Source organism: Streptomyces sp. ID05-39B (assembly GCF_033794725.1).
GTDB lineage: Bacteria > Actinomycetota > Actinomycetes > Streptomycetales > Streptomycetaceae > Streptomyces > Streptomyces bobili.
Window position 1 is genome coordinate 1 of the sequence record NZ_JARGEF010000125.1, and the last position, 22,566, is coordinate 22,566.

General features: G+C 73.0%; 18 protein-coding genes and 3 pseudogenes. 14 read left to right on the forward strand and 7 right to left on the reverse strand.

All coding sequences use genetic code 11. The features are described from left to right. Positions 1-23 precede the first annotated feature (23 nt). The 3 genes from P1P75_RS24515 to P1P75_RS24525 are packed head-to-tail and all read left to right on the forward strand — an operon-like array spanning position 24 to position 4,506. Positions 24-1,529, forward strand: a complete 1,506-nt coding sequence (locus P1P75_RS24515) for an ABC transporter substrate-binding protein (protein ID WP_319258880.1) — start codon at positions 24-26, stop codon at positions 1,527-1,529. A gap of 3 nt (positions 1,530-1,532) precedes the next feature. After that, the gene (locus P1P75_RS24520; protein WP_319258852.1) at positions 1,533-3,275 is read left to right on the forward strand and encodes an ABC transporter permease subunit; all 1,743 of its coding nucleotides are present in this window, start codon (positions 1,533-1,535) and stop codon (positions 3,273-3,275) included. Positions 3,276-3,282: 7 nt separating this feature from the next. Beyond that, positions 3,283-4,506 (forward strand): MFS transporter, encoded by a 1,224-nt coding sequence (locus tag P1P75_RS24525; RefSeq protein ID WP_319258854.1) that lies wholly within the window; start codon positions 3,283-3,285, stop codon positions 4,504-4,506. A gap of 384 nt (positions 4,507-4,890) precedes the next feature. Here the strand turns inward: P1P75_RS24525 and P1P75_RS24530 are convergent, their stop codons facing one another. After that, entirely contained in the window at positions 4,891-5,694 is an 804-nt protein-coding gene (locus P1P75_RS24530) for a CDP-alcohol phosphatidyltransferase family protein (protein ID WP_319258856.1), read from the reverse strand. A 107-nt stretch (positions 5,695-5,801) separates the two neighbouring features. Here P1P75_RS24530 and P1P75_RS24535 point away from each other — a divergent pair, with 107 nt between their 5' ends. The 5 genes and pseudogenes from P1P75_RS24535 to P1P75_RS24555 all read left to right on the forward strand — a co-directional run. Then, on the forward strand, positions 5,802-6,782 hold the full coding sequence (locus P1P75_RS24535) for a zinc-binding alcohol dehydrogenase (RefSeq protein WP_319258858.1): 981 nt from the start codon (positions 5,802-5,804) through the stop codon (positions 6,780-6,782). Between the two features lie 116 nt (positions 6,783-6,898). After that, entirely contained in the window at positions 6,899-7,297 is a 399-nt protein-coding gene (locus P1P75_RS24540) for a 6-carboxytetrahydropterin synthase (RefSeq protein WP_086772043.1), read from the forward strand. Continuing rightward, entirely contained in the window at positions 7,294-8,478 is a 1,185-nt protein-coding gene (locus P1P75_RS24545; protein ID WP_319258860.1) for a glycosyltransferase family 4 protein, read from the forward strand. The genes P1P75_RS24540 and P1P75_RS24545 overlap by 4 nt, the downstream gene beginning before the upstream one ends. Continuing rightward, a complete protein-coding gene (locus P1P75_RS24550; protein WP_319258861.1) occupies positions 8,475-9,548 on the forward strand; it encodes a class I SAM-dependent methyltransferase in 1,074 nt (357 codons plus the stop codon). The genes P1P75_RS24545 and P1P75_RS24550 overlap by 4 nt, the downstream gene beginning before the upstream one ends. Then, positions 9,548-10,801, forward strand: a pseudogene (locus P1P75_RS24555) (lysylphosphatidylglycerol synthase transmembrane domain-containing protein); the annotation flags it as partial. The gene P1P75_RS24550 and the pseudogene P1P75_RS24555, both read left to right, overlap by 1 nt. 149 nt (positions 10,802-10,950) lie before the next feature. Here P1P75_RS24555 and P1P75_RS24560 read toward each other — a convergent pair. Next, positions 10,951-11,742 (reverse strand): creatininase family protein, encoded by a 792-nt coding sequence (locus tag P1P75_RS24560; RefSeq protein WP_319258863.1) that lies wholly within the window; start codon positions 11,740-11,742, stop codon positions 10,951-10,953. A gap of 38 nt (positions 11,743-11,780) precedes the next feature. Between P1P75_RS24560 and ribA the strand changes: the two genes are divergently transcribed. From ribA to P1P75_RS24580, 4 genes are all read left to right on the forward strand, one after another. Beyond that, positions 11,781-12,440 carry a GTP cyclohydrolase II gene (gene ribA / locus P1P75_RS24565; protein WP_086772047.1) on the forward strand — a complete coding sequence of 220 codons (660 nt, stop codon included), beginning with the start codon at positions 11,781-11,783 and terminating at the stop codon, positions 12,438-12,440. A 262-nt stretch (positions 12,441-12,702) separates the two neighbouring features. After that, positions 12,703-13,851 (forward strand): FAD-binding oxidoreductase, encoded by a 1,149-nt coding sequence (locus P1P75_RS24570; RefSeq protein ID WP_319258865.1) that lies wholly within the window; start codon positions 12,703-12,705, stop codon positions 13,849-13,851. Continuing rightward, a complete protein-coding gene (locus tag P1P75_RS24575) occupies positions 13,848-14,909 on the forward strand; it encodes a saccharopine dehydrogenase (RefSeq protein ID WP_319258867.1) in 1,062 nt (353 codons plus the stop codon). The genes P1P75_RS24570 and P1P75_RS24575 overlap by 4 nt, the downstream gene beginning before the upstream one ends. Continuing rightward, complete coding sequence (locus P1P75_RS24580; RefSeq protein WP_319258869.1) at positions 14,902-16,071, forward strand: saccharopine dehydrogenase family protein; 1,170 nt, start codon at positions 14,902-14,904, stop codon at positions 16,069-16,071. The genes P1P75_RS24575 and P1P75_RS24580 overlap by 8 nt, the downstream gene beginning before the upstream one ends. Here P1P75_RS24580 and P1P75_RS24585 read toward each other — a convergent pair. The 3 genes from P1P75_RS24585 to P1P75_RS24595 are packed head-to-tail and all read right to left on the reverse strand — an operon-like array spanning position 16,034 to position 19,528. Beyond that, positions 16,034-17,290: a serine hydrolase domain-containing protein gene (locus P1P75_RS24585; protein WP_319258871.1), complete on the reverse strand. Its 1,257-nt coding sequence runs from the start codon at positions 17,288-17,290 to the stop codon at positions 16,034-16,036. The two genes, P1P75_RS24580 and P1P75_RS24585, sit on opposite strands and share 38 nt — an antisense overlap. Before the next feature lie 58 nt (positions 17,291-17,348). After that, a complete protein-coding gene (locus tag P1P75_RS24590) occupies positions 17,349-18,941 on the reverse strand; it encodes an MFS transporter (RefSeq protein WP_319258872.1) in 1,593 nt (530 codons plus the stop codon). Next, entirely contained in the window at positions 18,938-19,528 is a 591-nt protein-coding gene (locus P1P75_RS24595) for a TetR/AcrR family transcriptional regulator (RefSeq protein ID WP_319258874.1), read from the reverse strand. The genes P1P75_RS24590 and P1P75_RS24595 overlap by 4 nt, the downstream gene beginning before the upstream one ends. 100 nt (positions 19,529-19,628) lie before the next feature. Between P1P75_RS24595 and P1P75_RS24600 the strand changes: the two genes are divergently transcribed. Continuing rightward, the gene (locus P1P75_RS24600) at positions 19,629-20,072 is read left to right on the forward strand and encodes a PPOX class F420-dependent oxidoreductase (RefSeq protein ID WP_319258876.1); all 444 of its coding nucleotides are present in this window, start codon (positions 19,629-19,631) and stop codon (positions 20,070-20,072) included. A 156-nt stretch (positions 20,073-20,228) separates the two neighbouring features. After that, positions 20,229-20,738: pseudogene (locus P1P75_RS24605) on the forward strand (VOC family protein); the annotation flags it as partial. A 100-nt stretch (positions 20,739-20,838) separates the two neighbouring features. Here the strand turns inward: P1P75_RS24605 and P1P75_RS24610 are convergent. Both P1P75_RS24610 and P1P75_RS24615 read right to left on the reverse strand, forming a co-directional pair. Then, complete coding sequence (locus P1P75_RS24610) at positions 20,839-22,281, reverse strand: membrane-associated oxidoreductase (protein ID WP_319258878.1); 1,443 nt, start codon at positions 22,279-22,281, stop codon at positions 20,839-20,841. Positions 22,282-22,448: 167 nt separating this feature from the next. Then, positions 22,449-22,566: pseudogene (locus P1P75_RS24615) on the reverse strand (6-phosphogluconate dehydrogenase); the annotation flags it as partial.

Consider the following 22,566-nt stretch of genomic DNA (forward strand, 5'->3'; position numbering starts at 1 on the left):
CCACCTCACAGACCGGTAACCCCATGCACCTCCCTCGCAGCCGCCCGCGGCTTCTCGCCGCCCTCCTGCTCACCCCGTTCCTCGCGGGCTGCTTCGCCTCCGGCGGCGACAGTGACGGTGGAGCGGCCGACCCGAAGGACGGCTCCAGGCTGCGCGTCGCCCTCGCCTTCCCGCCCGCCGAGAACCTCTCCCCGTACGGCGCCGACGCCACCATCCTCAGCCGCCTCGGCGTCACCGAGGGCCTCACCGCACTGGACGCCAACGGAGCCGCCGCCCCCGCACTCGCCGCGTCCTGGCGCCGCGAGAACGACCGCAGCTGGCTGTTCACCCTGCGCGAGGCCGTCTTCCAGGACGGCACCGACGTCACCCCGGCCGCCGTCGCCGCCTCCCTCACCCACGCCACCGAGGCCAGGCCAGCCCCGGCAGCCCTCTCCGGAGTGACCCTCACCGCCAAGGCCGAGGGCGCGGTCGCCGTCCGCGTCACCACGGACGCCCCCGACCCCGTCCTGCCGCTGCGCCTGTCCAGCCCCAGCCTGGCGATCCTCTCCCCGAAGGCCTACGACGCGAAGGGCGCCGCCGACCCGGCCGGCACCGCCACCGGCCCCTTCGAACTCACCGACGTCCAGGGCAGCACCGGCGCCCGCCTCGACCGCTTCGACGACTACTGGGGCGGCCGCGCCCAGGCCTCCGGCATCGACGCCCGCTTCATCGCCGACGGCACCGCACGCGCCAACGCGCTGCGCACCGGCCAACTGGACCTCGCCGAGGCGATACCCGTCGCCCAGGCCGCCACCCTCGAAGCGGACATCCGCCGCGAGACCGCCACCACCCGCACCACGAGCCTCCTCCTCAACGCCCGGTCCGGCGCCTTCAAGGACGCGTCGCTGCGCGCCGCGGCCCGTGCCGCCGTCGACACCTCCGCCCTCGCGGAAGGCGTCTACGAAAAGCACGCCGACGCCGGCACCGGCATCTACGGGCCCGCCGTCACCTGGGCCGCGGGCAAGCGCGTACCGCCCACCACGAGAGCCCGGCCCGGCAAGCCCGCCGGCACCTCCATCACGCTCGCCACCTACGACAACCGGCCCGAACTCCCTGAAGTGGCCCAGGTGTTGAAGCAGCAGCTGGAGAAGGCCGGATTCACGGTGAAACTGAAGGTAGGCGAGTACTCGCGGCTGGAGAGCGACGCCCTCGCCGGAAAGTTCGACGCCTTCGTGCTCGCCCGCAACACCCTCGTCGACACCGGTGATCCCGTCGCCGCACTGGCCGGCGACTACACCTGCGCCGGCGGATTCAACATCGCCCAGCTCTGCGACACGTCCGTCGACGCGACCGTGGCGAAGGCCGAACGCACCGCCGACACCGCCCGACGGCAGGACGCCGCCATGGCCGCCGAGGCCGCGATCCTGCGCACCGACGCCGTCGTCCCCCTGGTCCACCAGCGCGTCATCACCGGCGTCGATCCCCGGGTGAGTGGCGTGCTCCTCGACCCCTACGAGCGCACCCTCGTCGGCACCGGGACCCGGCGCTGATCCATGAGGAAGACCCTGGGCGTGCTGCTGTGGCGCGCCGGACTGGCCGCGCTGCTGGTGTGCGGGATCGGGCTGCTGCCCTGGCTCTCGCACACCGACCCGGCGCTCACCGTGCTCAGGGTCCGGTCCGCCGACCGTGATCCCACGGCCGAGGTGCTCGCCGACATTCGCGCCCAACTGGGTCTGGAGGACGGGCCGTTGCGCCTGCTCGGCCGGTGGCTCACCGGGCTGCCGCGCGGGGACGCCGGACACTCGTGGATATCCGGCTCCGAGGTCGCGCCCGACGTGCTCGGGGCCCTCGGCGCTTCACTCCTGCTGATGGCGGTGGCCCTCGTCGTCGCCCTCGCCACGGCCGCCGCCGTGTGCGCCCGCACCCTCCACCTCGGAGCGCGTCGCCGCCTCGCCGGGCGGCCGACGGGCGGATCCGGTTCGGCGGTGCTCGCCGCCCTTCCCGAGTTCCTCATCGCCTCCGTGCTCGCCACCGTCGTGGGCGTGCGGTGGGGCTGGCTGCCCGCCGTCGGCTGGTACGGCCCTCAGTGGACGGTGCTCCCCGCGCTCGCCCTCGGCCTGCCCACCGGCGCGGTCCTCGGACGCCTCCTCGCCGACCAACTCCCCGGCGCCTTCGACGAACCCTGGGCCCTGGCCGCCGCCGCCCGCGGACTGCCCGGCCGCGCCGTCGCCCGCCAGGCACTCCGCCGCTGTGTGCCCGGACTGCTGCCCAACCTCGGGCTGTTCGTCGTCGGCCTCACCGGCGGTGCTGTCGCCGTCGAGCAGATCTTCGACATTCCCGGCCTCGGCCGCACCACCCTCCAGGCGGCCATCGCCCAGGACCTGCCCGTCCTCCAGGCCGGCACCCTCCTGCTCGTCCTGCTCGGCGCCGTCACCACGGCCGCCGCCCGCCTCACCGCCCGCCGGCTCATCGGCCCCGCTCTGCGCGACGGCGCCCTCCGGAGCCTGCACCGGCCGACACCGCCACCACCGCCGACCATCCGCAGGATCCTGCCTATTGCATACGGTCTTCTGCTGTCCGGCGTCGTCGCACTCGGCCTGCCCCGCGACCCCCTCGCCCTCGACACCGCCGCACGCCTCCAAGCACCCTCCCTCTCCCATCCCTTCGGCACCGACGCCCTCGGCCGGGACGTTCTCGCCCGGGTCGCCCACGGGGCCCTCGACACCCTGCTCCTCGCCCTCGCCATCAGCGCCCTCGCCTGGCTCGCCGGCGTACTCCTCGGCTGCCTGCCCGCACTGTCCGCACCGCTCGTCGACACCGTCAACGCCGTCCCGCCCGTCCTCGCCGCCCTCCTGGTCACCGCCCTCTGGGGCAGCGGCGCCGCCACGCCCGTCCTCGCGGTGGCCGTCGTGGCCTGGGCACCCCTCGCCGCGCACACCTCCGCGCTGCTCGGCCAGGAGCGGGCCACCCTCCACGTGAGCGCCACCCGCGCACTGGGTGCCCGCCGGTCGTACCTGCTGCGGAGCGAACTCCTCCCCGCCGTCCTCCCGCCCGTCACCCGCCACGCCGTCCTGCGACTGCCCGGCATCGCCCTCGCCCTCGCCTCGCTGAGCTTCCTCGGGCTCGGCGCACAGCCGCCGACCCCCGAGTGGGGCCTCCTCCTCGCCGAGAACCAGCCCTACGCCGAACGCGCTCCCTGGGCCGTCCTCGCCCCCGGCCCCGCCGTTGTCACCGCGAGGGCTCCCAGCAGCGCGAGGACCGCGCCGAAGTGCCCGCGGCCAAGGCCGAGTTGGTGAGGGCTTCGTGACCGCGCCTTCCACCGTCCGCGTTACGCGTGAACGCGTCCGCCTCTCGCCGCTCCTTCGGCTGCTCATCCTCACCCAACTCGCCTTCAACATCGGCTTTTTCGCCGTACTGCCCTTCCTCGCCGAGCATCTGGGCGGGGCGGTCGGCATGGCCGGCTGGATGGTCGGCTTCGTGCTCGGACTGCGAACCTTCAGCCAGCAGGGGCTGTTCGTGGTCGGCGGTGCCCTCGCCGACCGGTACGGCGTCCGGCCCGTGGTACTCGCCGGATGCGTGCTGCGCATCGCCGGATTCGGGTGGCTCGGGTACGCCGGGAGTGCCCCGGCCGTCGTCGGGGCGGTGCTCCTCACCGGTTTCGCCGCCGCACTGTTCTCGCCCGCCGTCGAATCCGAGGTGGCCCGGCAGGCCGTCGCCTGGGAGGACTCGGGCGGCGGGTCCCGCACGCGCGTACTGGCCCTCTTCACCGTCGCCGGGCAGGCCGGGGCGTTCGTCGGGCCCCTGCTCGGGGCGCTGCTGCTGTCGGTCGACTTCCGCGCGGTCTGTCTGGCCGGAGCCGGCGTCTTCGTCCTGGTCCTCGCCGGCCACGCCTGGCTGCTGCCCCAGCACATCCCCGGGCGCGTCCGTGTCCAAGTGCGGGGCGGAATCGGTCCGTTGCTGCGTAACCGGCGCTTTCTCGGCCTGTGCTGCGCGTACGGCGCCTATCTCCTCGCCTACAACCAGCTCTACCTCGCCCTGCCCGCCGAGGTCGAACGCGCAGCCGGTTCACAGGCCCCGCTGGCCTGGCTGTTCGCGCTGTCCTCCCTGCTGGTGGTGACCGCCCAGCTGCCGGTCACACGATGGGTGGGGGAGCGGCTCACCCTGAGGCGGTCGATGGCGGCGGGGCTGACGCTGATCGCGACGGGGTTCGGTGTCGTCGCGGTCGCGGCGCCTTCCGGGGTGACGGGCGTGACCGGACTGCTGCCCGCCGCCGGTTTCGTCGTCCTCCTCACCATCGGGCAGATGCTCGTGGCGCCGGCCGCCCGCGCCTGGGTTCCCGACCTCGCGCAGGAGGGGCGGCTCGGTCTGTACATGGGGGCGTTGTCCTCGGTCTCCGGGGTGATCGTGCTGATCGGCAGCGCGGGCACGGGGACGCTGCTCGACAGTGGGCTGCCGGCGGCTGTGCCGTGGATCGTGCTGGCGCTCGTTCCGGCGGGGGCTGTGCTGTTGCTTCCGCGGAGGGGGTAGGGGACGGGCCGGCGGCAGCTTGTCGGATGCCCGGCCGTGGCAGGGGCTCCGCCGTAGTGCCCCTGGTTCGGCCTGAACGGCCTCCTCCTCGAACGCCGGACGGCTGGGGATCCTGGCGTGGCCGTGGCCTGCTCAGTCCGGGCCAGGCCCAGGGGCCGAGGCAGGTCCTGCTGACCAGGGGCCGGAGCGAGCGGCCGGGACCAGCGGCCAAAAACCAGTGCGCGGAAACCGGTACGCGAAGAGCGGTGGCCGGGCGGTCATCGTCGCCCAGGGACCGGTGCGGGACGACCGGTTGCCGGAAACCGTTTGCCACAACGCCTCCCACACGTGACGAGGGCCCGGATCCGTTCAGCGGACCGGGCCCCTCGATGTCGTGTGCCAGGACTAGCGTCCGGCCAGTTCGAGTTCCAGTTCCAGCGCCGACAGCTTTCCCGCAGGGGCCGTCTCCGCGCCCGTCCGCTCACTCCCCCGGTTCGTCCGCGACTCCCGCCACAGCCACAGCACATCGCGGCCGAAGGACCACAGCAGCAGGGCCAGGGCCACAAGGGCCACCGCGAAGTTGCCGGCGTACGGGAGCAGGTCGGCGCCTGCGGCGAGGAGGCAGATGCCCTGCATCGCGGCGACCGTCTTGCGGGCCGTGCTCGGCGGGAGCGGGGAGTTGAGCCACGGCGCCACCCGGGCCGCCGCGACGAAGGCGTAGCGCATCGCGCCGATCAGCAGGACCCAGGGGCCCAGCGCCATGGAGACGTACACACTGAGGACGAGGATCAGGAACGCGTCGACCTCCATGTCGAAGCGGGCGCCGAGCGCCGTCGAGGTGCCCGTGCGCCGGGCCACCTTGCCGTCCACGCCGTCCAGCAGCAGGGCCACGGCCGTCAGGCCGACCAGCAGCGACACGGGCGGTGCGCTCACGAAGGAGTCCGCGACCAGTGCCGTCACCCCGCCGACCAGCGTGGCACGGCCGAGCGTGACTCGGTTCGCCGGACCGAAAGTGCGCAGACCCGAGCGGTGCAGTGCCCGTGAGAGCACCGCCCAGGTGGCTACGGCGAAGACGAGGCCGGTCACCCAGCCCGCCGGGCCCATGCCGATCGCCGTGCCGAGCAGGGCCAGTACCAGGATCTGTACGCCCGCTCCCACAGCGGTCTCCTGCTGGACCAGCCTTGCGTCGTAAGTGTTGTTCAGGGCCACCGCACATCCTCCGGCCAGGTGACAGAGTCGATCAAGGCCGCGTACTGTGCGCGACCTGTGCACACCTGGGTACGTGAGCTGGTTCCCGAACGTTCAGGAGGATGCCGATGAACCGCAGAGCACGTGCGTTCTGGATCGGTTCGCCGGGCCATGGAGAGATCCGTGATGTGACCCTGCCGGACCCGGCGGAGGACGAGGTCGTCGTCCGTTCGCTGTATTCGGGGGTCAGCCGTGGCACCGAGACCCTCGTCTTCCGGGGCGGCGTCCCGGAGAGCCAGCACGCCGTCATGCGGGCGCCCTTCCAGGAGGGCGACTTCCCGGCCCCGGTGAAATACGGCTACCTCAATGTGGGGGTGGTGGAGGAGGGCGCCGCGGAACTGGTCGGGCGTACCGTTTTCTCCCTGTTTCCGCATCAGACCCGCTTCGTCGTCCCGGCGAGCGCCGTCACCGTCGTACCGGACTCCGTGCCCGCCGGGCGGGCCGTCCTCGCCGGCACGGTCGAGACGGCCGTGAACGCGCTGTGGGACGCGGCGCCTCTGGTCGGCGACCGGATCGCGGTCGTCGGCGGCGGCATGGTCGGCTGCGCGGTGGCCGCGTTGCTGAACCGCTTTCCGGGTGTGCGGGTGCAGCTGGTGGACGCCGATCCGGCGCGGGCCAAGACCGCTGAGGCGCTCGGCGTCGGCTTCGCCTCCCCGGAGGAGGCGCTGGGCGGCTGCGACCTCGTCGTGCACGCCAGCGCCACCGAGCAGGGCCTCGCCCGCTCGCTGGAACTGCTGAGAGCCGAGGGCACGGTCCTCGAACTGAGCTGGTACGGCGACCGCATGGTCTCGCTGCCGCTCGGCGAGGCCTTCCACTCCCGGCGGCTGGTCATCCGCAGCAGCCAGGTCGGCACCGTCTCCCCGCGCCGCGCGAACCGCAGTTACGCCGACCGGCTCGCTCTCGCTCTGGAGCTTCTCGCCGATCCCGCGCTCGACGCGCTCGTCACAGGGGAAAGCGCCTTCGACGAGTTGCCGGAGGTGATGCCCCGGCTCACGAGCGGGGCGATTCCGGCCCTGTGCCACAGGGTTGCCTACGAGAAAAGCGCCTGACCTGAGAAAAGAGTGAGAGTCGGCTGAACACGGGGAAGCCAAGAGCCGTACTACACGGCATCCCCCGGCGGCCGATGGCCGGGGGACCAGACGCGCCGCACCTGGAGGGTCGTCCGTTGTTCAGTGTCACGGTCCGCGATCACATCATGATCGCCCACAGCTTCCGCGGTGAGGTCTTCGGACCCGCTCAGCGCCTGCACGGAGCGACGTTCCTCGTGGACGCCACTTTCCGCCGCGAGCAGCTGGACGACGACAACATCGTCGTCGACATCGGCCTGGCGACCCAGGAACTGGGCGCCGTCGTCAGCGAGCTGAATTACAGAAACCTCGACAACGAGCCCGACTTCGCCGGGGTGAACACCTCCACGGAGTTCCTCGCCAAGGTGATCGCCGACCGGCTCGCCGAGCGGATCCACAAGGGCGCGCTCGGCGAGGGAGCCCGGGGCATCGCCGCCCTGTCCGTCAGCCTGCACGAATCACACGTCGCCTGGGCGAGTTACGAGCGTGCGCTGTGACCGACACGACGATGGAAAAGGCCCCGCTCGCCTATCTGCCCGCGCAGCCGGCGACCCCGAAGAAGAACGGGGGGATCATCCCCATGTCCCTGCGTTCCGTGCACTTCGTCATGCCGGGCGGGGTCGACGACCCGGCGAACCCCAGCGGCGGAAACGCTTACGACCGCCGTGTCTGTCTGGACCTTCCCGGCTTCGGCTGGCAGGTCGAGAAGCACCGGGTCGCCGGTGACTGGCCCAGCCCGCAGGCACCCGCCCGCGCCGAACTGGCCCGCACACTGCGCGAGCTGCCCGACGGCACCGTCGTCCTGCTCGACGGGCTGGTGGCCTGCGGCGTCCCGGAGATCGTCGTACCGGAGGCGCAGCGGCTGCGGCTCGCCGTCCTGGTGCATCTGCCGCTCGGCGACGAGACGGGCCTCGACCCGGCGCTCGCCGCGGAACTCGACGCCAAGGAGCGGGCGGTGCTGCGCGCCGTTCCCGCGGTGATCGCCACCAGCGACTGGGCGGTCCGCCGCCTCGTCTCCCACCACGGCCTCGCACCGGAAAAGGTGCACGACGCCGCCCCCGGCGCCGACATCGCCCCCCTCGCCTCCGGCACCGACGGCGTCTCGCGCCTGCTGTGCGTGGCCGCCGTGACCCCCCGCAAGGGCCAGCACCGGCTGATCGAGGCGCTGGCCGCGGTGACCGACCTGCCGTGGACCTGCTCGTGCGTGGGCGGCCTCGGCCAGGACCCGGAGTACGTCGCCCATCTGCGCGGCCTCATCAGCAGGTACGGCCTCGAGGACCGGCTGGAACTGGCCGGACCCAAGGCGGGCGCCCAGCTCGACGCCGCCTACGCCTCCGCCGACCTGATGGTCCTCACCTCCTACGCCGAGACCTACGGCATGGCGGTCACCGAGGCCCTCGCCCGCGGCATCCCCGTCCTCGCCACCGATGTGGGCGGTGTGCCCGAGGCGGTCGGCCGCGCACCCGACGGCGGTGTGCCCGGCATCCTCGTCCCGCCGGAGGACCCGGCCGCCCTCGCAGCCGAGCTGCGCGGCTGGTTCGGCGAGGCGGACGTACGGCGCCGGCTGAAGGCGGCCGCGCGAGGCCGGCGGGCGGCCCTCAACGGCTGGGCGAGCACCGCACAGCGCCTCGCCGGCGTCCTCGGCCGGCTGCCCGGCGACCCCCGGAGGGCGGCATGAGGAAGACCACGACGACCCCGGCCGATCTGGCTCGGCAGATCGGGCGGATTCCGGGGCCCGGAACTCGGGAGGTGTCCTCGGACATGGAAACGCAGACAACCGATGTCATACAGACAACCGATGTCGTACAGACAACCGACGTCGTGCCGACAACCGGTGTCATCGAGGGCGCGGGCCCGGTGACCCGCCCCGGGGAGCGGCCGACCGTACGGCTGCGTGACGAGGACGACGCGGCGCAGGAACCGCCCCGCTACGCCCCCGAGTGGCTGCGGCTGCGTGAGCCCGCGGACGCCGGCGCACGGGCGATCGACCTGCTGGACCCGCTGCGGATCCGGCTGGCCAACCTGCCCGGCCGCACAGGCGGACTCGTCGTGCACGACCTGGGCTGCGGCACCGGCTCGATGGGCCGCTGGCTCGCCCCCCGCCTCGACGGCCCTCAGCACTGGATCCTGCACGACCGCGACCCCTACCTGCTGCACTTCGCGGCCGTCGGCTCGCCCCGGGTCGCCGCCGACGGCAGCCGCGTCACCGTCGAGACCCGCCGCGGCGACGTCGCCCGGCTGACCCCGGACGCCCTGGTCGGCGCCTCACTGGTGACCGCGTCGGCACTGCTGGACGTCCTCACCCGCGAGGAGATCGACACCCTCGCCGCCGCCTGCGCGGGCGCCGGCTGCCCCGCACTGCTGACCCTCTCCGTCGCCGGGCGCGTCGAACTGAGCGCCGAGAACCCGATGGACGAGGAGATGGCCGCCGCCTTCAACGACCACCAGCGGCGCGGCGGCCTCCTCGGCCCCGACTCGGTCACGGCGGCCTGCGAGGCGTTCGCCGACCACGGCGCGAGCGTCAAGGTGCATCCCAGCGCCTGGCGGCTCGGCCCCGACCAGGCCGCGCTCACCGCCCAGTGGCTGCGCGGCTGGGTCGGCGCCGCCGTCGAGGAACGCCCCGAACTCGCCGCCCGCGCCGAGAAGTACCTCGCCGCCCGGCTCGCGGCCTGCGCCGCCGGCGAACTCCACGTCACCGTCCACCACAGCGACCTCCTCGCCCTGGCCCGCCCGACGGGCGGCGCCTGATGAGCGCGGAGACGGTGGGCGCGCGCGTCCCCGCAGCGCCGCTGCCGGTGCGGCGCGCGCGGACGGCCGTACGACGGCCCCAGCGTGACGGCGCGAACCGGACGGGAACGGCCGTAACCGCTTGCCGTACGGCGGCGGTAGCTGTCCCTCGTGCGGAGGCGGTAACCGTGCCCGGTACGGAGGCGGTAACCGTTTCCCGCACGGCGCTGGAAACCGTTTCCCGCACGGAGCCGGTAACCGTTTCCCCCGGTACGGCGGCCAGGGCGCTCCCCGCTCGTGCGGCGGCCGTGCCGTTCCCGGCGCGTACAGGTCCCGCCGTCTCCGAGGCCCGTATCGGTGTCATCGTGACCGAGCCGCGGGCTTCCCGGCCGACCCCGGCCCCGGCCGCCCGTTCCCGGTTCGCGGCGCTGCGTACCCACTTCGGCACCCTCGCCGGCGTGGTCATCCTCGGGGTCCTGCTGTGGCGGATGGGCACCGGCGCCGTCCTGGACGGACTCCGGCGCATCGATGCCGCCACTCTGCTGCTCGGGCTCGGGATCGGCGCCGTCACCACCGTGTTCAGCGCGTGGCGGTGGGCGCTGGTGGCCCGCGGACTGAAGATCCGGCTGCCCCTCGGGCCCGCCGTCGCCGACTACTACCGCTCGCTCTTCCTGAACGCGGCCCTGCCCGGCGGCATCCTCGGCGACGTGCACCGCGCGGTGCGCCACGGGCAGAGCACCGGCGACGTCGGACGCGGCGTACGGGCCGTCGTCCTGGAGCGCACGGCGGGGCAACTCGTGCTGGCCGTCGCAGGAGTGACGATGCTGCTGACCCTGCCGTCCCCGGTCATGGCCGACGTACGGCACTTCGCGCCACTGGTCGCCCTCGGCGTGGTCGGCGCACTGGCCGTCGGCCTCGCCGTGCGCATGAACTCCTCGGCCTCCCGCCGGGGCGGACGCGTCCGGGCGGCCCTGGCGGAGGCGCGCGAGGGGCTGCTGTCCCGGCGTAACGGGCCCGGCGTCGCCCTGTCGTCGGCGGTCGTCCTGGCCGGGCACCTCGCCACCTTTGTCGTCGCCGCCCGCGCGGCCGGCTCCGCCGCCCCGGTGCTCACCCTGCTGCCGCTGGCGGTCCTCGCCCTCCTCGCGATGGGCGTGCCGCTGAACGTCGGCGGCTGGGGCCCCCGCGAGGGCATCACCGCCTGGGCGTTCGGCGCGGCCGGACTCGGCGCGAGCACCGGACTCGCGGTCGCCGTCGTGTACGGCGTGCTCAGCTTCGCGGCCGCGCTGCCCGGCCTCGTCGTCCTGCTCGCCCGCTGGTACACCGGGCTGCGGGACAAGGACCGCAGCGGGGCGGCCGGCAGCGGGGCGGCCGGCAGCGGGGCGGCCGACGTCGTCGTACCGGACGCGGAGCCCCGCTCGGGGCGTCACACCAAGGGGCCGTCGCCATCTCCCTCGGCCGTTCCGGTGGTCAGTATCGAGAAATACGTCCCGAAGGAATCCGCCAGGCTCGACAGCAGTTCCTTCCCCTTTTCAGCGGACCCCAGGGAGGGACGGCCGATGACGCCCGAATCGGTATAGGCGGACATTCCCAGCGTGAGCAGATGGCGACGGTCGTCCGCGGTGGAATCGGCCGACTCGTAACCGGGCCGGACGAGTTCGGGATGGGTGTGCAGCAGGATCGAGGTCTCGATTTCCCCGGCGTGCATGTCGGTGAGCAGAGAGGTCGACACCCCGGACCGCTGCCGTGCCGACTCCCAGTCCTCGGCGGCCGGGAAGAGCGCCATCCGCTCCCCGCGGGCGGAGGACTCCTGGACCGCGTTTCCCAGGACGTAGTTCCCGCCGTGTCCGTTGACCAGTACCAGGGCCTCGACGCCCGAGCGGCGCAGTGAGGCCGCGATGTCCTGTACCACCGCGTGAAGGGTGACGGCGGAGATGCTGACGGTTCCCGGCCAGTCCGCGTGCTCGTGCGAGCAGGCGATGGTCACCGGAGGGAGGAGGTGTACCGGATACGTGGCGGCGATCTCCCGCGCTATCGCGCACGCGACGAGCGTGTCGGTCGCCAACGGCAGGTACGGCCCGTGCTGTTCGAAGCTTCCGACGGGCAGTACCGCCACCTGTACCGGGGCCTTCGCGCCGCGCGACCGCACGTCCTCGGTGGTGTCCGACGGCACCAGTCCGCCGTATGCCGCCGCCGCTAGCATTCCCGAACCACTCATCTTTTCCCGGCCTTTCGTCTCTGCTTAGGAACCAGATCATGACAGACAAATTTGGCGTGCTCGGCAAGAAGTCCCCCCAGCGCACCGGTGTGGAACGCGTGGTGAATGCACCGCTGCCCACCGTGTACGGCAAATTCCAGGCGATCGGTTACCTCGACCACGACCGCGGCGACGAGCAGGTGGCCCTGGTGTACGGCGAGCCGGGCGCCGAGAACGTGCTGACCCGCCTGCATTCGGAATGCCTGACCGGTGACGCGTTCGGCTCCCAGCACTGCGAGTGCGGCGACCAGCTCGAATCCGCGCTGCGGGCCGTCGTCGCCGAGGGCCGGGGCATCGTCGTCTACCTGCGCGGGCACGAGGGCCGCGGCATCGGTCTGCTGGGCAAGCTCCGGGCGATGGCGCTCCAGGCGGAGGGCCTGGACACCGTCGAGGCGAACGTCGCGCTGGGCTTCCCGGTGGACGCCCGCGACTACAAGGTGGCCGCCGACATCCTGCGCGACATGGGCGTGCGCTCCGTCCGCCTGATGTCGAACAACCCGCGCAAGCGTGAGGCGCTGGTCGAGAACGGCATCCAGGTCGCCGAAGAGGTACCGCTGCTGATCGAACCGTGCGAGAACAACATCACGTACCTGCGCACCAAGCGTGAGCGGCTGGACCACCGCCTGCCGCACTTGGACGCGGTGGCGCACTGGTCCTGACGACGCGGCGGCGCCCCGGTCGCGAAGCCTGGCCCCGGTCCAGAAGCCGGGCACGGTCCCGCGGTCGCGCACTGTCCTGAAGTCGCGCACTACGGAGCGCCGCGAGGGGTAGGGATCACGAGGTCACCGCCCCGGCCCGCGACAGGCTCGACAGCCGTGTCCGTCACGGCCCGCGACGTCGCGGAACAGGACAACCGGACAGTCTCGGTGGCCCCCGGTCCCGAGGCCGGGTCGGGGCCGGCCGTCGGAAGGAGCCGCCCGCGTGAACACGCATGCCTCGGTCGTCGTCATCGGCGGGGGAGTGATGGGGACGAGCATCGCCTACCATCTGGCCGCCGCCGGCGTCCGGGACGTCCTGCTCGTCGAGCGGGACGAACTCGGCGCCGGCTCGACCTCGAAGGCCGCGGGCGGCGTACGGGCCCAGTTCTCCGACGAACTGAACATCCAGCTCGGCGCGCGCAGCCTGGAGGCGTTCGCCCGGTTCGGCGAGGAAATCGGTTACGACATCGGACTGCACCGCGTCGGCTACCTCTTCCTGCTGTCCACGCCCGAGGAGGTCGCCTCCTTCGAGGCGGGCGTCCGGCTCCAGAACGCGCTGGGCGTGCCCAGCCGCATGATCGACCCGGCCGAGGCCCACCGGCTCTCCCCGCTGATCTCCACCGAGGGGTTACGGGCCGCCGCGTACTCGCCCGACGACGGTCACTGCACGCCGGAGGCCGTCGTCCACGGCTACGCGGCCGCCGCCCGCCGCTGCGGGGCGCGCATCCTGCGCCACACCGAGGTAACCGGTATCGAAACGCAGGGCAGCAGGATCACCGCCGTGACGACCACTCTCGGCCGGATCACCACCGACACCGTGGTCTGCGCGGCCGGTGCCTGGTCCCGGTCCGTCGGAGCCCTGGTCGGCGTGGATCTGCCGGTACGGCCGTTGCGCCGCCAGATAGCGGTTACCGAACCGTTCCCCGGCGGACTGCCGCCCGGCCTGCCGATGACGATCGACTTCACCAGCAGCCTCTACTTCCACGCCGAGGGCCCTGGTCTGCTGGTCGGCATGTCCGACCCGGACGAGCGGCCCGGCTTCGCCACCGACACCCACGAGCGCTGGATCCCGCGCCTCGTCGCCGCGATGGAACGCCGCGCCCCCGCTCTCCTCGACCTGCGCCGCGCGGGCGGCTGGGCGGGACTGTACGAGGTCACCCCGGACCACAACGCGCTGATCGGCGAGGCGACTTCGGTATCCCGTTTTCTGTATGCGACCGGCTTCTCGGGGCACGGTTTCCTCCAGGGACCCGCCGTCGGCGAGGTCGTCCGCGACCTCTGCCTCGGCCGCGTACCCTTCGTGGACGTCAGTCCCCTCGGCGCCGGCCGGTTCGCCGCCGACGCCCCGCGTCCGGAGGTCAACCGCGTATGACGGAACGTCACCTGTGGCTGCGCCACGAGGTCCGCTCCACCGAACGCCGCACCCCGATCGTCCCCGACGACGCCCGCCACCTCGTCGACAACGGTGTGCGACTGACGGTCGAGGAGTCCCCGCAACGGATCTTCCCGGTCGCGGAGTACGAGGCGGCCGGCGCCCGGATCGCACCCGCGGGCTCCTGGACATCGGCGCCCCCCGGCACGGTCGTCCTCGGCCTCAAGGAACTCCCCGAGGTACCAGTCGAACTGACACATCGTCATATCTACTTCGGGCAAGCCTACAAGGAACAGCCGGGCGCCGCACGCCTGTTGCACAGGTTCACCGACGGGGGAGGGGCGCTCCTCGACCTGGAGTACCTGGTCGACGACGAGGGCCGCCGGCTCGCCGCGTTCGGCTACTGGGCCGGCTACCTCGGCGCGGCCCTCGCGGTGCTCCAGCACCGGGGCCGGCTCACGGCGCCTCTGCACCCCACCGACAAGAACGCCCTGGACGACACCCTGCGTCCGCTCCCCGGCGACGAGGACTTCACCGCGCTCGTCGTCGGCGCCCTGGGCCGCAGCGGGCGCGGCGCACGGGCCGCGTTCGACACGGCAGGCGTCGATCCGACCTGCTGGGATCTGGCGGAGACCCGCGCCCTGGACCGCGCGGCGCTGCTCGGCCACGACGTCATGGTCAACGCCGTCCTTGCCACCAGCCCGGTCCCGCCGTTCCTGCGCGAGCGAGACATCGACGACCCCGCCCGGCGGCTGCGCACCCTCTCCGACGTCACCTGCGACGTCGGTTCACCCCTCAACGTCCTTCCCCTCTACGACCGGACGACCGAGTGGGCCGAGCCGGTCCGAAGGCTGCGCAAGGAACCCCCGCTCGACCTGATCGCCATCGACAACCTCCCCTCCCTGCTGCCGCGAGAGTCCAGCGCCGACTTCTCCCGCGCCCTGCTGCCCCTCCTGCTGGAGTACGACGCGCACCCGGCCTGGTCGCGGTGCCTGGCCCGCTTCCGGCAGGCCTGCGCCGGCCTCGTCGCCGACGGCGACGGCGGGCACCGTGACTGACCGGGTCCCCGCGAGCGGCACCGTCCACTGGGTCGGCGCCGGCCTGTCCACGGGCAGCGGCCTGGCCGCACTCCGCGAGCACGCCGACCGGGTCCGGCTGTGGCACCGCAGCGAGGAACGCGCCGTCGGCGCCCTCGGCAGGCTGGGCCTGACCGGACGGGTCGAACCGCGCGCCCACACCCCCGACGCGCTCGCGGCCGAACTGGCCCCCGGTGACGTCGTGGTGTCGATGCTGCCCGCCGGCGAACACGCCTCGCTGCTCGCGGCCTGTGTGGCGAAGCGGGCGCACTTCGCCTGCTCCAGCTATGTCTCGGACGCCGTGCTGGAGCAGGTCCCCGCGGCCGTCGACGCCGGCGCCGTCGTCCTGACCGAGGCGGGACTCGACCCCGGCCTGGACCACCTCTTCGCGCACGCCCTGGTGGCCCGTGCTCGTGCCGTTGTCGGGGACGGCACACCGGCCTCGTACCGCTTCACCTCGTACTGCGGCGGCATCCCCGCCGTCGCCGACGACTTCCGCTACCGCTTCAGCTGGGCGCCCCTCGGAGTCCTCAACGCCCTGCGCGCCCCCGCCCGTTACGTGGAAGGCGGGACCGAGACGACCGCCGAGCGGCCCTGGGAGGCGACCCGCGCGCACCTCGTCGACGGGGAGGTCTTCGAGGTCTACCCCAACCGCGACAGCGTGCCCTTCGTCGAGCAGTACGGGCTGCCCGCCGTCTGGCTGGCGCGGACCTTCGTGCGCGGCACGCTTCGGCTGGGTGGCTGGCGGCGTGCCTGGGAGCCGGTGTTCGAGGAACTGAAGGCGGGCGACGACACCCGGATCGCAGCCCTGGCCCGCGAGCTGGCGGCCGCCCACCCGATGACGGACTCCGACCGTGACCGCGTGGTCCTCGCCGTGTCCCTGGCCGTGCGGGCCCGCAACGGCACTTCCTGGTCCGGGAGTTATCTGCTGGACCTGGTGGGCGACGCGAAGGAGAGCGCGATGGCACGCTGTGTCTCGCGTCCCCTCGCGCTCGGAGTCCGGCACATACTGGACGGCTCCCTGCCGGCGGGACTGAACCGTGCCGCAGGGACGCAGGAGCGGTCGCGGGAGTGGCTCGACGAACTCGCGCGGGACGGCGTCCCGTTCACCCTGCGCGTCGACGAGCCGCCGGTCGGTCCGTGACCGCTTCGTGGACCAGCCGCTTGAGCTCGGGGTAGAGCCTCAGCGACTTCTTCGGCCGTAGCTGGGTGAGGAACTGGACGGTGAGGTCGCGGCTCGGGTCGACCCAGAACGTCGTCGTGGCCGCCCCGCTCCAGCCGTAGGTGCCGAGTCCGGAGGGGGCCTGGGTGCGGGCCGGGTCGGTCACCACGGAGACACCGAGTCCGAAGCCGACTCCGTCGTTGCCCGGCTCGTCGTGGGCGGGCCGGCTGCCGACTGTCCGCAGGTCGGCGCCGCCCGGCAGATGGTTACGGGTCATCAGATCCACCGTCTCCGGCTTCAGCAACCGGGTCCCGTCGAGTTCGCCGCGGCGACGCAGCAACTCCATGAAGCGGTGTATATCGTATGCGGTCGCCACCATGCCGCCGCTGCCCGACAGGAACCGGGGCCGCCCGAACAGCGGCAGCCCCGCGATCGGCTCCATCCCGCCGTCGTCGGTGCCGCCGTACAGCTCCGCGAGCCGGCCCGCCTGGTCACCGGTGACCTGGAAACCGGCATCGCGCATGCCGAGCGGGCGGAAGATCCGTTCCGCGAGGAACTCGTCGAGGGGCATGCCGGAGACGACCTCGATGATCCGGCCCAGGACGTTGGCGGCCACCGAGTAGTTCCACTGCGTGCCCGGTTCGAACTGGAGCGGCAGCCGCGCGTACGCCTCGACGGTCGTCGCCAGATCCGAACCGGGCAGCACCGCCGACTCCAGCCCGGCCTCCCGGTACAAGGCGTCGACGGGGTGGCAGTGGTAGAACGCGAAGGTCAGGCCCGCGGTGTGGGTCATCAGGTGGCGCACCAGCGGAGGCCGCCCGGCCGGCCGGGTCTCGATGTCCTGACCGGAACCGCCGACGTACACCCGCGGATCGGCGAACGCCGGGAGGTGGGCGGCCACCGGGTCGTCGAGGGAGAGCCGGCCCTCCTCCATCAGCATCAGCGCGGCGACCGAGGTGACCGGCTTGGTCATCGAGTAGATCCGCCACAGGGTGTCGGACTCGACAGGGAGCCCGGCCGCCAGGTCGCGGTGGCCGTGAGTGGTGAGGTGAGCGATCCGGCCGCCGCGGGCGACGGCCACGAGGAAACCGGGCAACCTGCCCTCGTCGACGCAGTGGGCGACATGCTGGTCGAGGCGGGCCAGCGCTTTCGCGTCCAGCCCGACCTCGGTGGGGTCGACCTCTTGTCGCAGCTGTGCCATCGCTCTCCTCCGGTGCGCTCGGGCAAGGTGCGGTCCGGCATACCCCGCCGGAACGGCCTCAGACCTCATCGTCACCCAGGGACGGCTCGAAAGACCCCCTTTCGACGGCGGGAACGATGTGCCGTGCCTCGCTCGGACCGGCGGGAACGGACCGCCCGAGGGGGTCGGGAGCGGCCGCCGGAGCGTCGCCTGGAGGGGAGACGGAAACGCCGGAGGAAACGTCGCCTGGAAGGGAGACGGAAACGGCGGCGGCGGGGAGTCCGGCGGCGACCGGCCGTGGGCCGCCCGGCAGTGCACGGCACAACGGCAGCGCCGCCACGGCTGCCACGGCGAGTACGACCAGGGGCGACCTGGTCCCGGCCGCGCCCATGAGAACGGTTGCCGACGCCACTCCGATCACCGGCCCGACGTTCATCGCCGTCTGCTGCAACCCGCCCGCGACCCCGGCCGACGCTGCGGGAGACTGCCGTACGACGACATGGGTCGCCGCGACCATCACCGTGCCGAATCCCGCGCCGACCAGGGCGAACCCGGCGCAGAAGGCGGCTGTGCCGGGGGCGGCGGCGAGGACGAGCAGGCCCGCGGCGAGTATGGCGGTCGCCCCTGCGACGGTGCGACGGGAACCGGCCCGGCGCAGCAGGACGGCCGACACCGGCGCCGCGGCAATCAGGGACGCGGCCAGCGGCAGACTGACCAGGGCGGTGCGCAGCGGTGTGAGACCCAGGTCGCCCTGGAGGACGTACACGCAGGTGAAGAGGCCGCCGTTCAGGGCCGCCGACACGGTGACCAGCAGGGCCAGGGCCGCACCGACCGCAGGGGAGCCGACGACGGCGGGCGGCAGCAGCGGCACCGGGGCGCGGCGTTCGCGGCGGACGAAGCCTGCCCCCGCGACAACCGTCGCCACGGCCCCCAGCGCACCGGCGGGTCCGGACGGCGCGACGAGCGTGTGCACCAGGCAGGCCAGCGCCACCGCGAGCCAGAGGGCCCCGGGGACGTCGAGGGCCGTTCCTTCTGTTTCTGTACGCGTTTCCGATGCCGTTTCCGAGCCGGTCTCCGACGCCGTTTCTGACGCCGTTTGCGATGCAGACGAGGAAGCAGCCTGAGAACGGTTTCCGCCGGCGAGCGCGAGCATGCCGAACACCACCGCGGGCACCACGTTCAACAGGAACACGGAGCGCCATCCGAACCCGGTCGTCAGCGCCCCGCCCAGTACGGGACCGGCGGCTGCCGCCAGTCCGATCGCGGCCGTGCGTGCGGCGATCGGCCGCCGCAGCGCCTCCGGCGGGTACGTCGCCCGCAGCATGCCGAGCGTGGCCGGCTGCAGCAGCGCCCCGAACACACCCTGCACCACCCGCAGCACGATCACCCATCCCACGCCGGGCGCCACCGCGACTCCCGCCGAGGCCGCGCCGAAGCCGAGCATCCCCAAGGCGAACATACGCCGGTGCCCGTACCGGTCGCCCAGCCGTCCCGCGAACACCAACAGGCTGGCCACCGCGACGAGATATCCCGTGCTGGTCCACTGGACCTGGGCGAAGGACGCGTCCAGATCACGCTGCAGGGTGGGCTGGGCGACCGCGAGGACGGTGCCGTCCAGGGCGACGACCATGGCTCCGGAGACGCTGCCGGCCAGAGTCAGCCGACGGTTCACCGGCCGGCCTCCGACCCCAGATGCGCGTCGAGCGCCGTCCGCAACAGCGCCGCGAAGTCGTCGGTCCCCGTGGCGAGTTGGAGGCTGCCCCAGCTCCACAGCTGTGCGATGCCGTGCAGGTTCGCCCACAGTGCCGCCGTGACCGCGCGGGCGTCGGCGTCCGGCCGGACCCGGCCGACCAGCTCCACCAGTACGCCGAACAGCGGCAGGCTGGTGTCCCGGAGTCCCAGGTGCCCACTCGCCAGCAGGTCGTGACGGAACATCAACTCGTACATGCCGGCGTTGTCGAGCGCGAACTCCAGGTAGACCCGCCCGAGTTCGGTGATCTGTTCGCGCGGGGGCGCGGTGCGGTCCCCGCGGGCGGCCGCCACCCGGCCGGCCAGGTCGGTGAAACCCCTGCGGGCGATGGCCGACAGCAGTTCCAGATGGGTCGGGAAGTGGCGGCGGGGCGCCCCGTGCGAGACACCCGCCCGGCGGGCGATCTCCCGCAGGGTCAGCGCCCCGACTCCCTCGCGGGCCAGCAGTTCCACTCCGACGTCGACCAGCCGGACCCGCAGATCCTGACCCGCCTTCTCCGCATCACTCATAGACACTGTCTACCAGTAGCGCGTAGACAGTGTCTACTGACGTAGGGCCGCCGGGGAACGCGTGGGGAATGCGGACCGGTCCCGCACACGTTGTCAGGGCATGACTCAGGACACGCAACACGCCCTGCTGGCCCTGCTCTCCGACGGCCGGGGCGGGGTACTGGTCACCCTCAAACGGGACGGCCGACCGCAGTTGTCGAACGTCAGCCACCACCACTACCCGGACGAGGGAGTCATCCGGATCTCCGTCACCGACGACCGGGCGAAGACCCGCAACCTGCGCCGCGACCCACGGGCCTCCTATCACGTGTCCACCCCCGACCATCGCGCCTACACCGTCGTCGAGGGCACCGCAGACCTCTCACCCGTCGCCGGACACCCCTACGACGACACGGTGGAGGAACTCGTCCGCCTCTACCGCGACGTCCTCGGCGAACACCCCGACTGGGACGACTACCGCGCAGCCATGGTCCGCGACCGCCGCCTGGTCGTACGCCTGCGGGTCGAGCGCGCTTACGGCATCCCCAAGGGGGCCGGCGCCTGACCGCCGGTACGCTCTCCGCCCACTGGTACCTTCCCCTCCCACTCCCCCGCCGAGCCCCTGGACGCCGTCACGGCTCCGGGGGCTCGGGCGTGGCCTGGCGGCGACCGGTGGGAACGGTGGTGAAAGCGGTTCCGTCAGCGGCGGTAACCGTTTCCCACTCGGCCCTGGCACCACTTCGAGGAGGCCGTCCTCTTCCACCGCGCCGTCCTCGGCCTCGACGCCCAGGAGAGCGTCGACGTCGCCGACCCCTACGGCCTGCTGCGCAGCCGCGCCGTCAGCACCGCCGACGGCGCCGTCCGCATCCCCCTCACGGTCGGCGCCGCGCCCGGCGACGACACCGCCCACGCCCGGCACATCGCCCTGGGCACTCCCGACGTGGTCGCGGCGGCCCGCCGTTTCACCGAGGCGGGCGGCCGGCTCCTGCCGATCCCCGCGAACTACTACGACGACCTGGCGGCCCGCCACGAGTTCGCCGACGGCGAGCTGGTGACGTACCGCGAACTGGGCATCCTCTACGACCGGGACGCGCACGGCGTCTTCCGGCACTGCTGCACCGGCACGGTCGGCCGCGTCTTCCTCGAACTCGTCCAGCGCGACGGCGGCTACCAGGGCTACGGCGCCGCGAACGCGCCGGTGCGACTGGCCGCCCAGCACACCGCCCGCTGACCGGCGACCCGACCGGACCCGACGACCCGACCCGACGACCCGACCCGACAGCCGGACGTCCGACCCGGCGCCCCGACCTGCCTGCCGGCACCGCCCCTGCCTACTGGCGGCTGACCGTCCTGGTCACGCCGGCGACGACGGTCGTGGCGAGGATCCAGCCGGTGAGGATCAGGACGTACGACAGGCTCTGGTGCCAGCCGGACGGGGCGAACGCGGACTCCTGGCCGAAGGAGATGACCGGCAGCAGCAGGTCGAGGGTGTAGAAGACCGGGTTGAACTCGGGGGCCTCGGACGCCTTGAGCGCACGAGGGTGCTCCAGCGCGAAGGCGACCGACCCGGCCGCCAGCAGCGACAGCATCCATACGGCGGCCCGCAGCGGGCGGAAGCCGTAGCCGACGGCCGCGTCCTGGAGGTGCCCCCACAGCCGGCCGTACCAGGGGAGCGTCCTTCGGTGGCGGCGCAGCTTGGCGAGCTGCACCAGCCGGGCGGCCCGGTCGTCGCCGGTGTTGCGGTAGGCGGCGGTGAGCTGCTCGTAGGCGTGCGGGTCGAACGCGCCGTCGTCGCGCTCCAGCATCGGCAGCCGGCGTTCGGCGGGCTCGTGCGGGGTGAGGAAGGTGTAGGTGAGGTCGAGGAGGCGCACCTGGGTGGGCAGCATCTCCGGTTCCAGGTGGAGCTGGTTGATCACGGCGCGGCGCAGGTTGAGCCGGCCCTGGACCGGCGGTCCGCCGCGCAGCAGCATCTCGCCGATCGTGCAGCTGCTGGCGCGCAGGGCGGTGTCGCCGGGAGCGTGGAGCGTCGCGTACAGGAGGTCGAGGCGGCCGGGTATGCGGGCGCCCCGCAGATCGATCCGCCCGTGGGCGCGCAGGCGGCGGCCCACGAGGTTGGCGCCGACGCCGAGGGACTCCGCGTCCAGGACGTGCCCGCCGGGGTTGCCGAGTTCGGCCTCCTCGAGGTCGATCGAGCCGGCCACGCTCGCACCGTCCAGGCGGATCAGGCCGCGGGTGCGCAGGCCTCGGGCGCAGAGGTCGTCCTCGACGGAGATCTGGTTGAGCTGGAGCACGGGCTGTGCGGGGTCGTCCGTGGTGATGTCGGCCCGGTCGACGAAGAGGGCCCCGGCGATCTGTGCCCCGGCCAGGTGCACGGGGCCGCTGATCCGGCAGCCCGTGAGCCGTACGCTGCCTTCGATCCGGGTCCGCGGGGCTGCGAGGCCCGGCAGCTCCGAGCCGCTCAGGTTCAGGTAGTTCAGCTGGGCGCCGGACAGGCGGGGCACGCTGTCGAAGCGGCAACGGAGCAGGCGCAGGACGCTGTCGACGGTGGCGTTGCGCAGGTCGAGGACGCCGGTGATGTGCGCGCCCACCAGTTTGAGCGCGGCTATCTCCCCTGGTTCGCGGGGGCCGTTGAGGAGCAGGGCGCGCAACACGGTGGCCCGCAGGCTCGGTTCGGGACCGTTCTCCGTGTCCGGGACGCTGAGGTCGACCTCGGTCCCCGTGGCGAATGCCCGCCAGACGCGCTGTTCGGCCGGTGTCAGATCGTTGATCTCCATCAGCCGCGACTCTGGCGGGCCCTCCGCGCCGGTGTCAACAGGCTGCCGACCGACTGGACCGGTCCCCGTCGACGGAGCACGGGTACCCGGTCCCGTGGACGGCCGGCTGACACGGGGGACCCTCCCGGACGCCTCCGGCGCCGTTGGGAAGTCCCCCAGGGCCAGACCTACTTCGCCGATTCGACGGCGTGGCCGCCGAACTGGTTGCGCAGCGCGGCGATCATCTTCATCTGCGGCGAGTCCTCCTGGCGGGAGGCGAACCGCGCGAACAGGGACGCCGTGATC

What these genes read in the sequence shown, in the direction of transcription:
- P1P75_RS24560 (WP_319258863.1), bottom strand. Translation starts at nt 11,742, where the DNA reads ATGAGTGGTTCGGGAATGCTAGCGGCGGCGGCATACGGCGGACTGGTG.
- P1P75_RS24535 (WP_319258858.1), top strand. Translation starts at nt 5,802, where the DNA reads ATGAACCGCAGAGCACGTGCGTTCTGGATCGGTTCGCCGGGCCATGGA.
- P1P75_RS24550 (WP_319258861.1), top strand. Translation starts at nt 8,475, where the DNA reads ATGAGGAAGACCACGACGACCCCGGCCGATCTGGCTCGGCAGATCGGG.
- P1P75_RS24520 (WP_319258852.1), top strand. Translation starts at nt 1,533, where the DNA reads ATGAGGAAGACCCTGGGCGTGCTGCTGTGGCGCGCCGGACTGGCCGCG.
- ribA (WP_086772047.1), top strand. Translation starts at nt 11,781, where the DNA reads ATGACAGACAAATTTGGCGTGCTCGGCAAGAAGTCCCCCCAGCGCACC.
- P1P75_RS24600 (WP_319258876.1), top strand. Translation starts at nt 19,629, where the DNA reads ATGACTCAGGACACGCAACACGCCCTGCTGGCCCTGCTCTCCGACGGC.
- P1P75_RS24595 (WP_319258874.1), bottom strand. Translation starts at nt 19,528, where the DNA reads ATGAGTGATGCGGAGAAGGCGGGTCAGGATCTGCGGGTCCGGCTGGTC.
- P1P75_RS24585 (WP_319258871.1), bottom strand. Translation starts at nt 17,290, where the DNA reads ATGGCACAGCTGCGACAAGAGGTCGACCCCACCGAGGTCGGGCTGGAC.
- P1P75_RS24575 (WP_319258867.1), top strand. Translation starts at nt 13,848, where the DNA reads ATGACGGAACGTCACCTGTGGCTGCGCCACGAGGTCCGCTCCACCGAA.
- P1P75_RS24610 (WP_319258878.1), bottom strand. Translation starts at nt 22,281, where the DNA reads ATGGAGATCAACGATCTGACACCGGCCGAACAGCGCGTCTGGCGGGCA.
- P1P75_RS24515 (WP_319258880.1), top strand. Translation starts at nt 24, where the DNA reads ATGCACCTCCCTCGCAGCCGCCCGCGGCTTCTCGCCGCCCTCCTGCTC.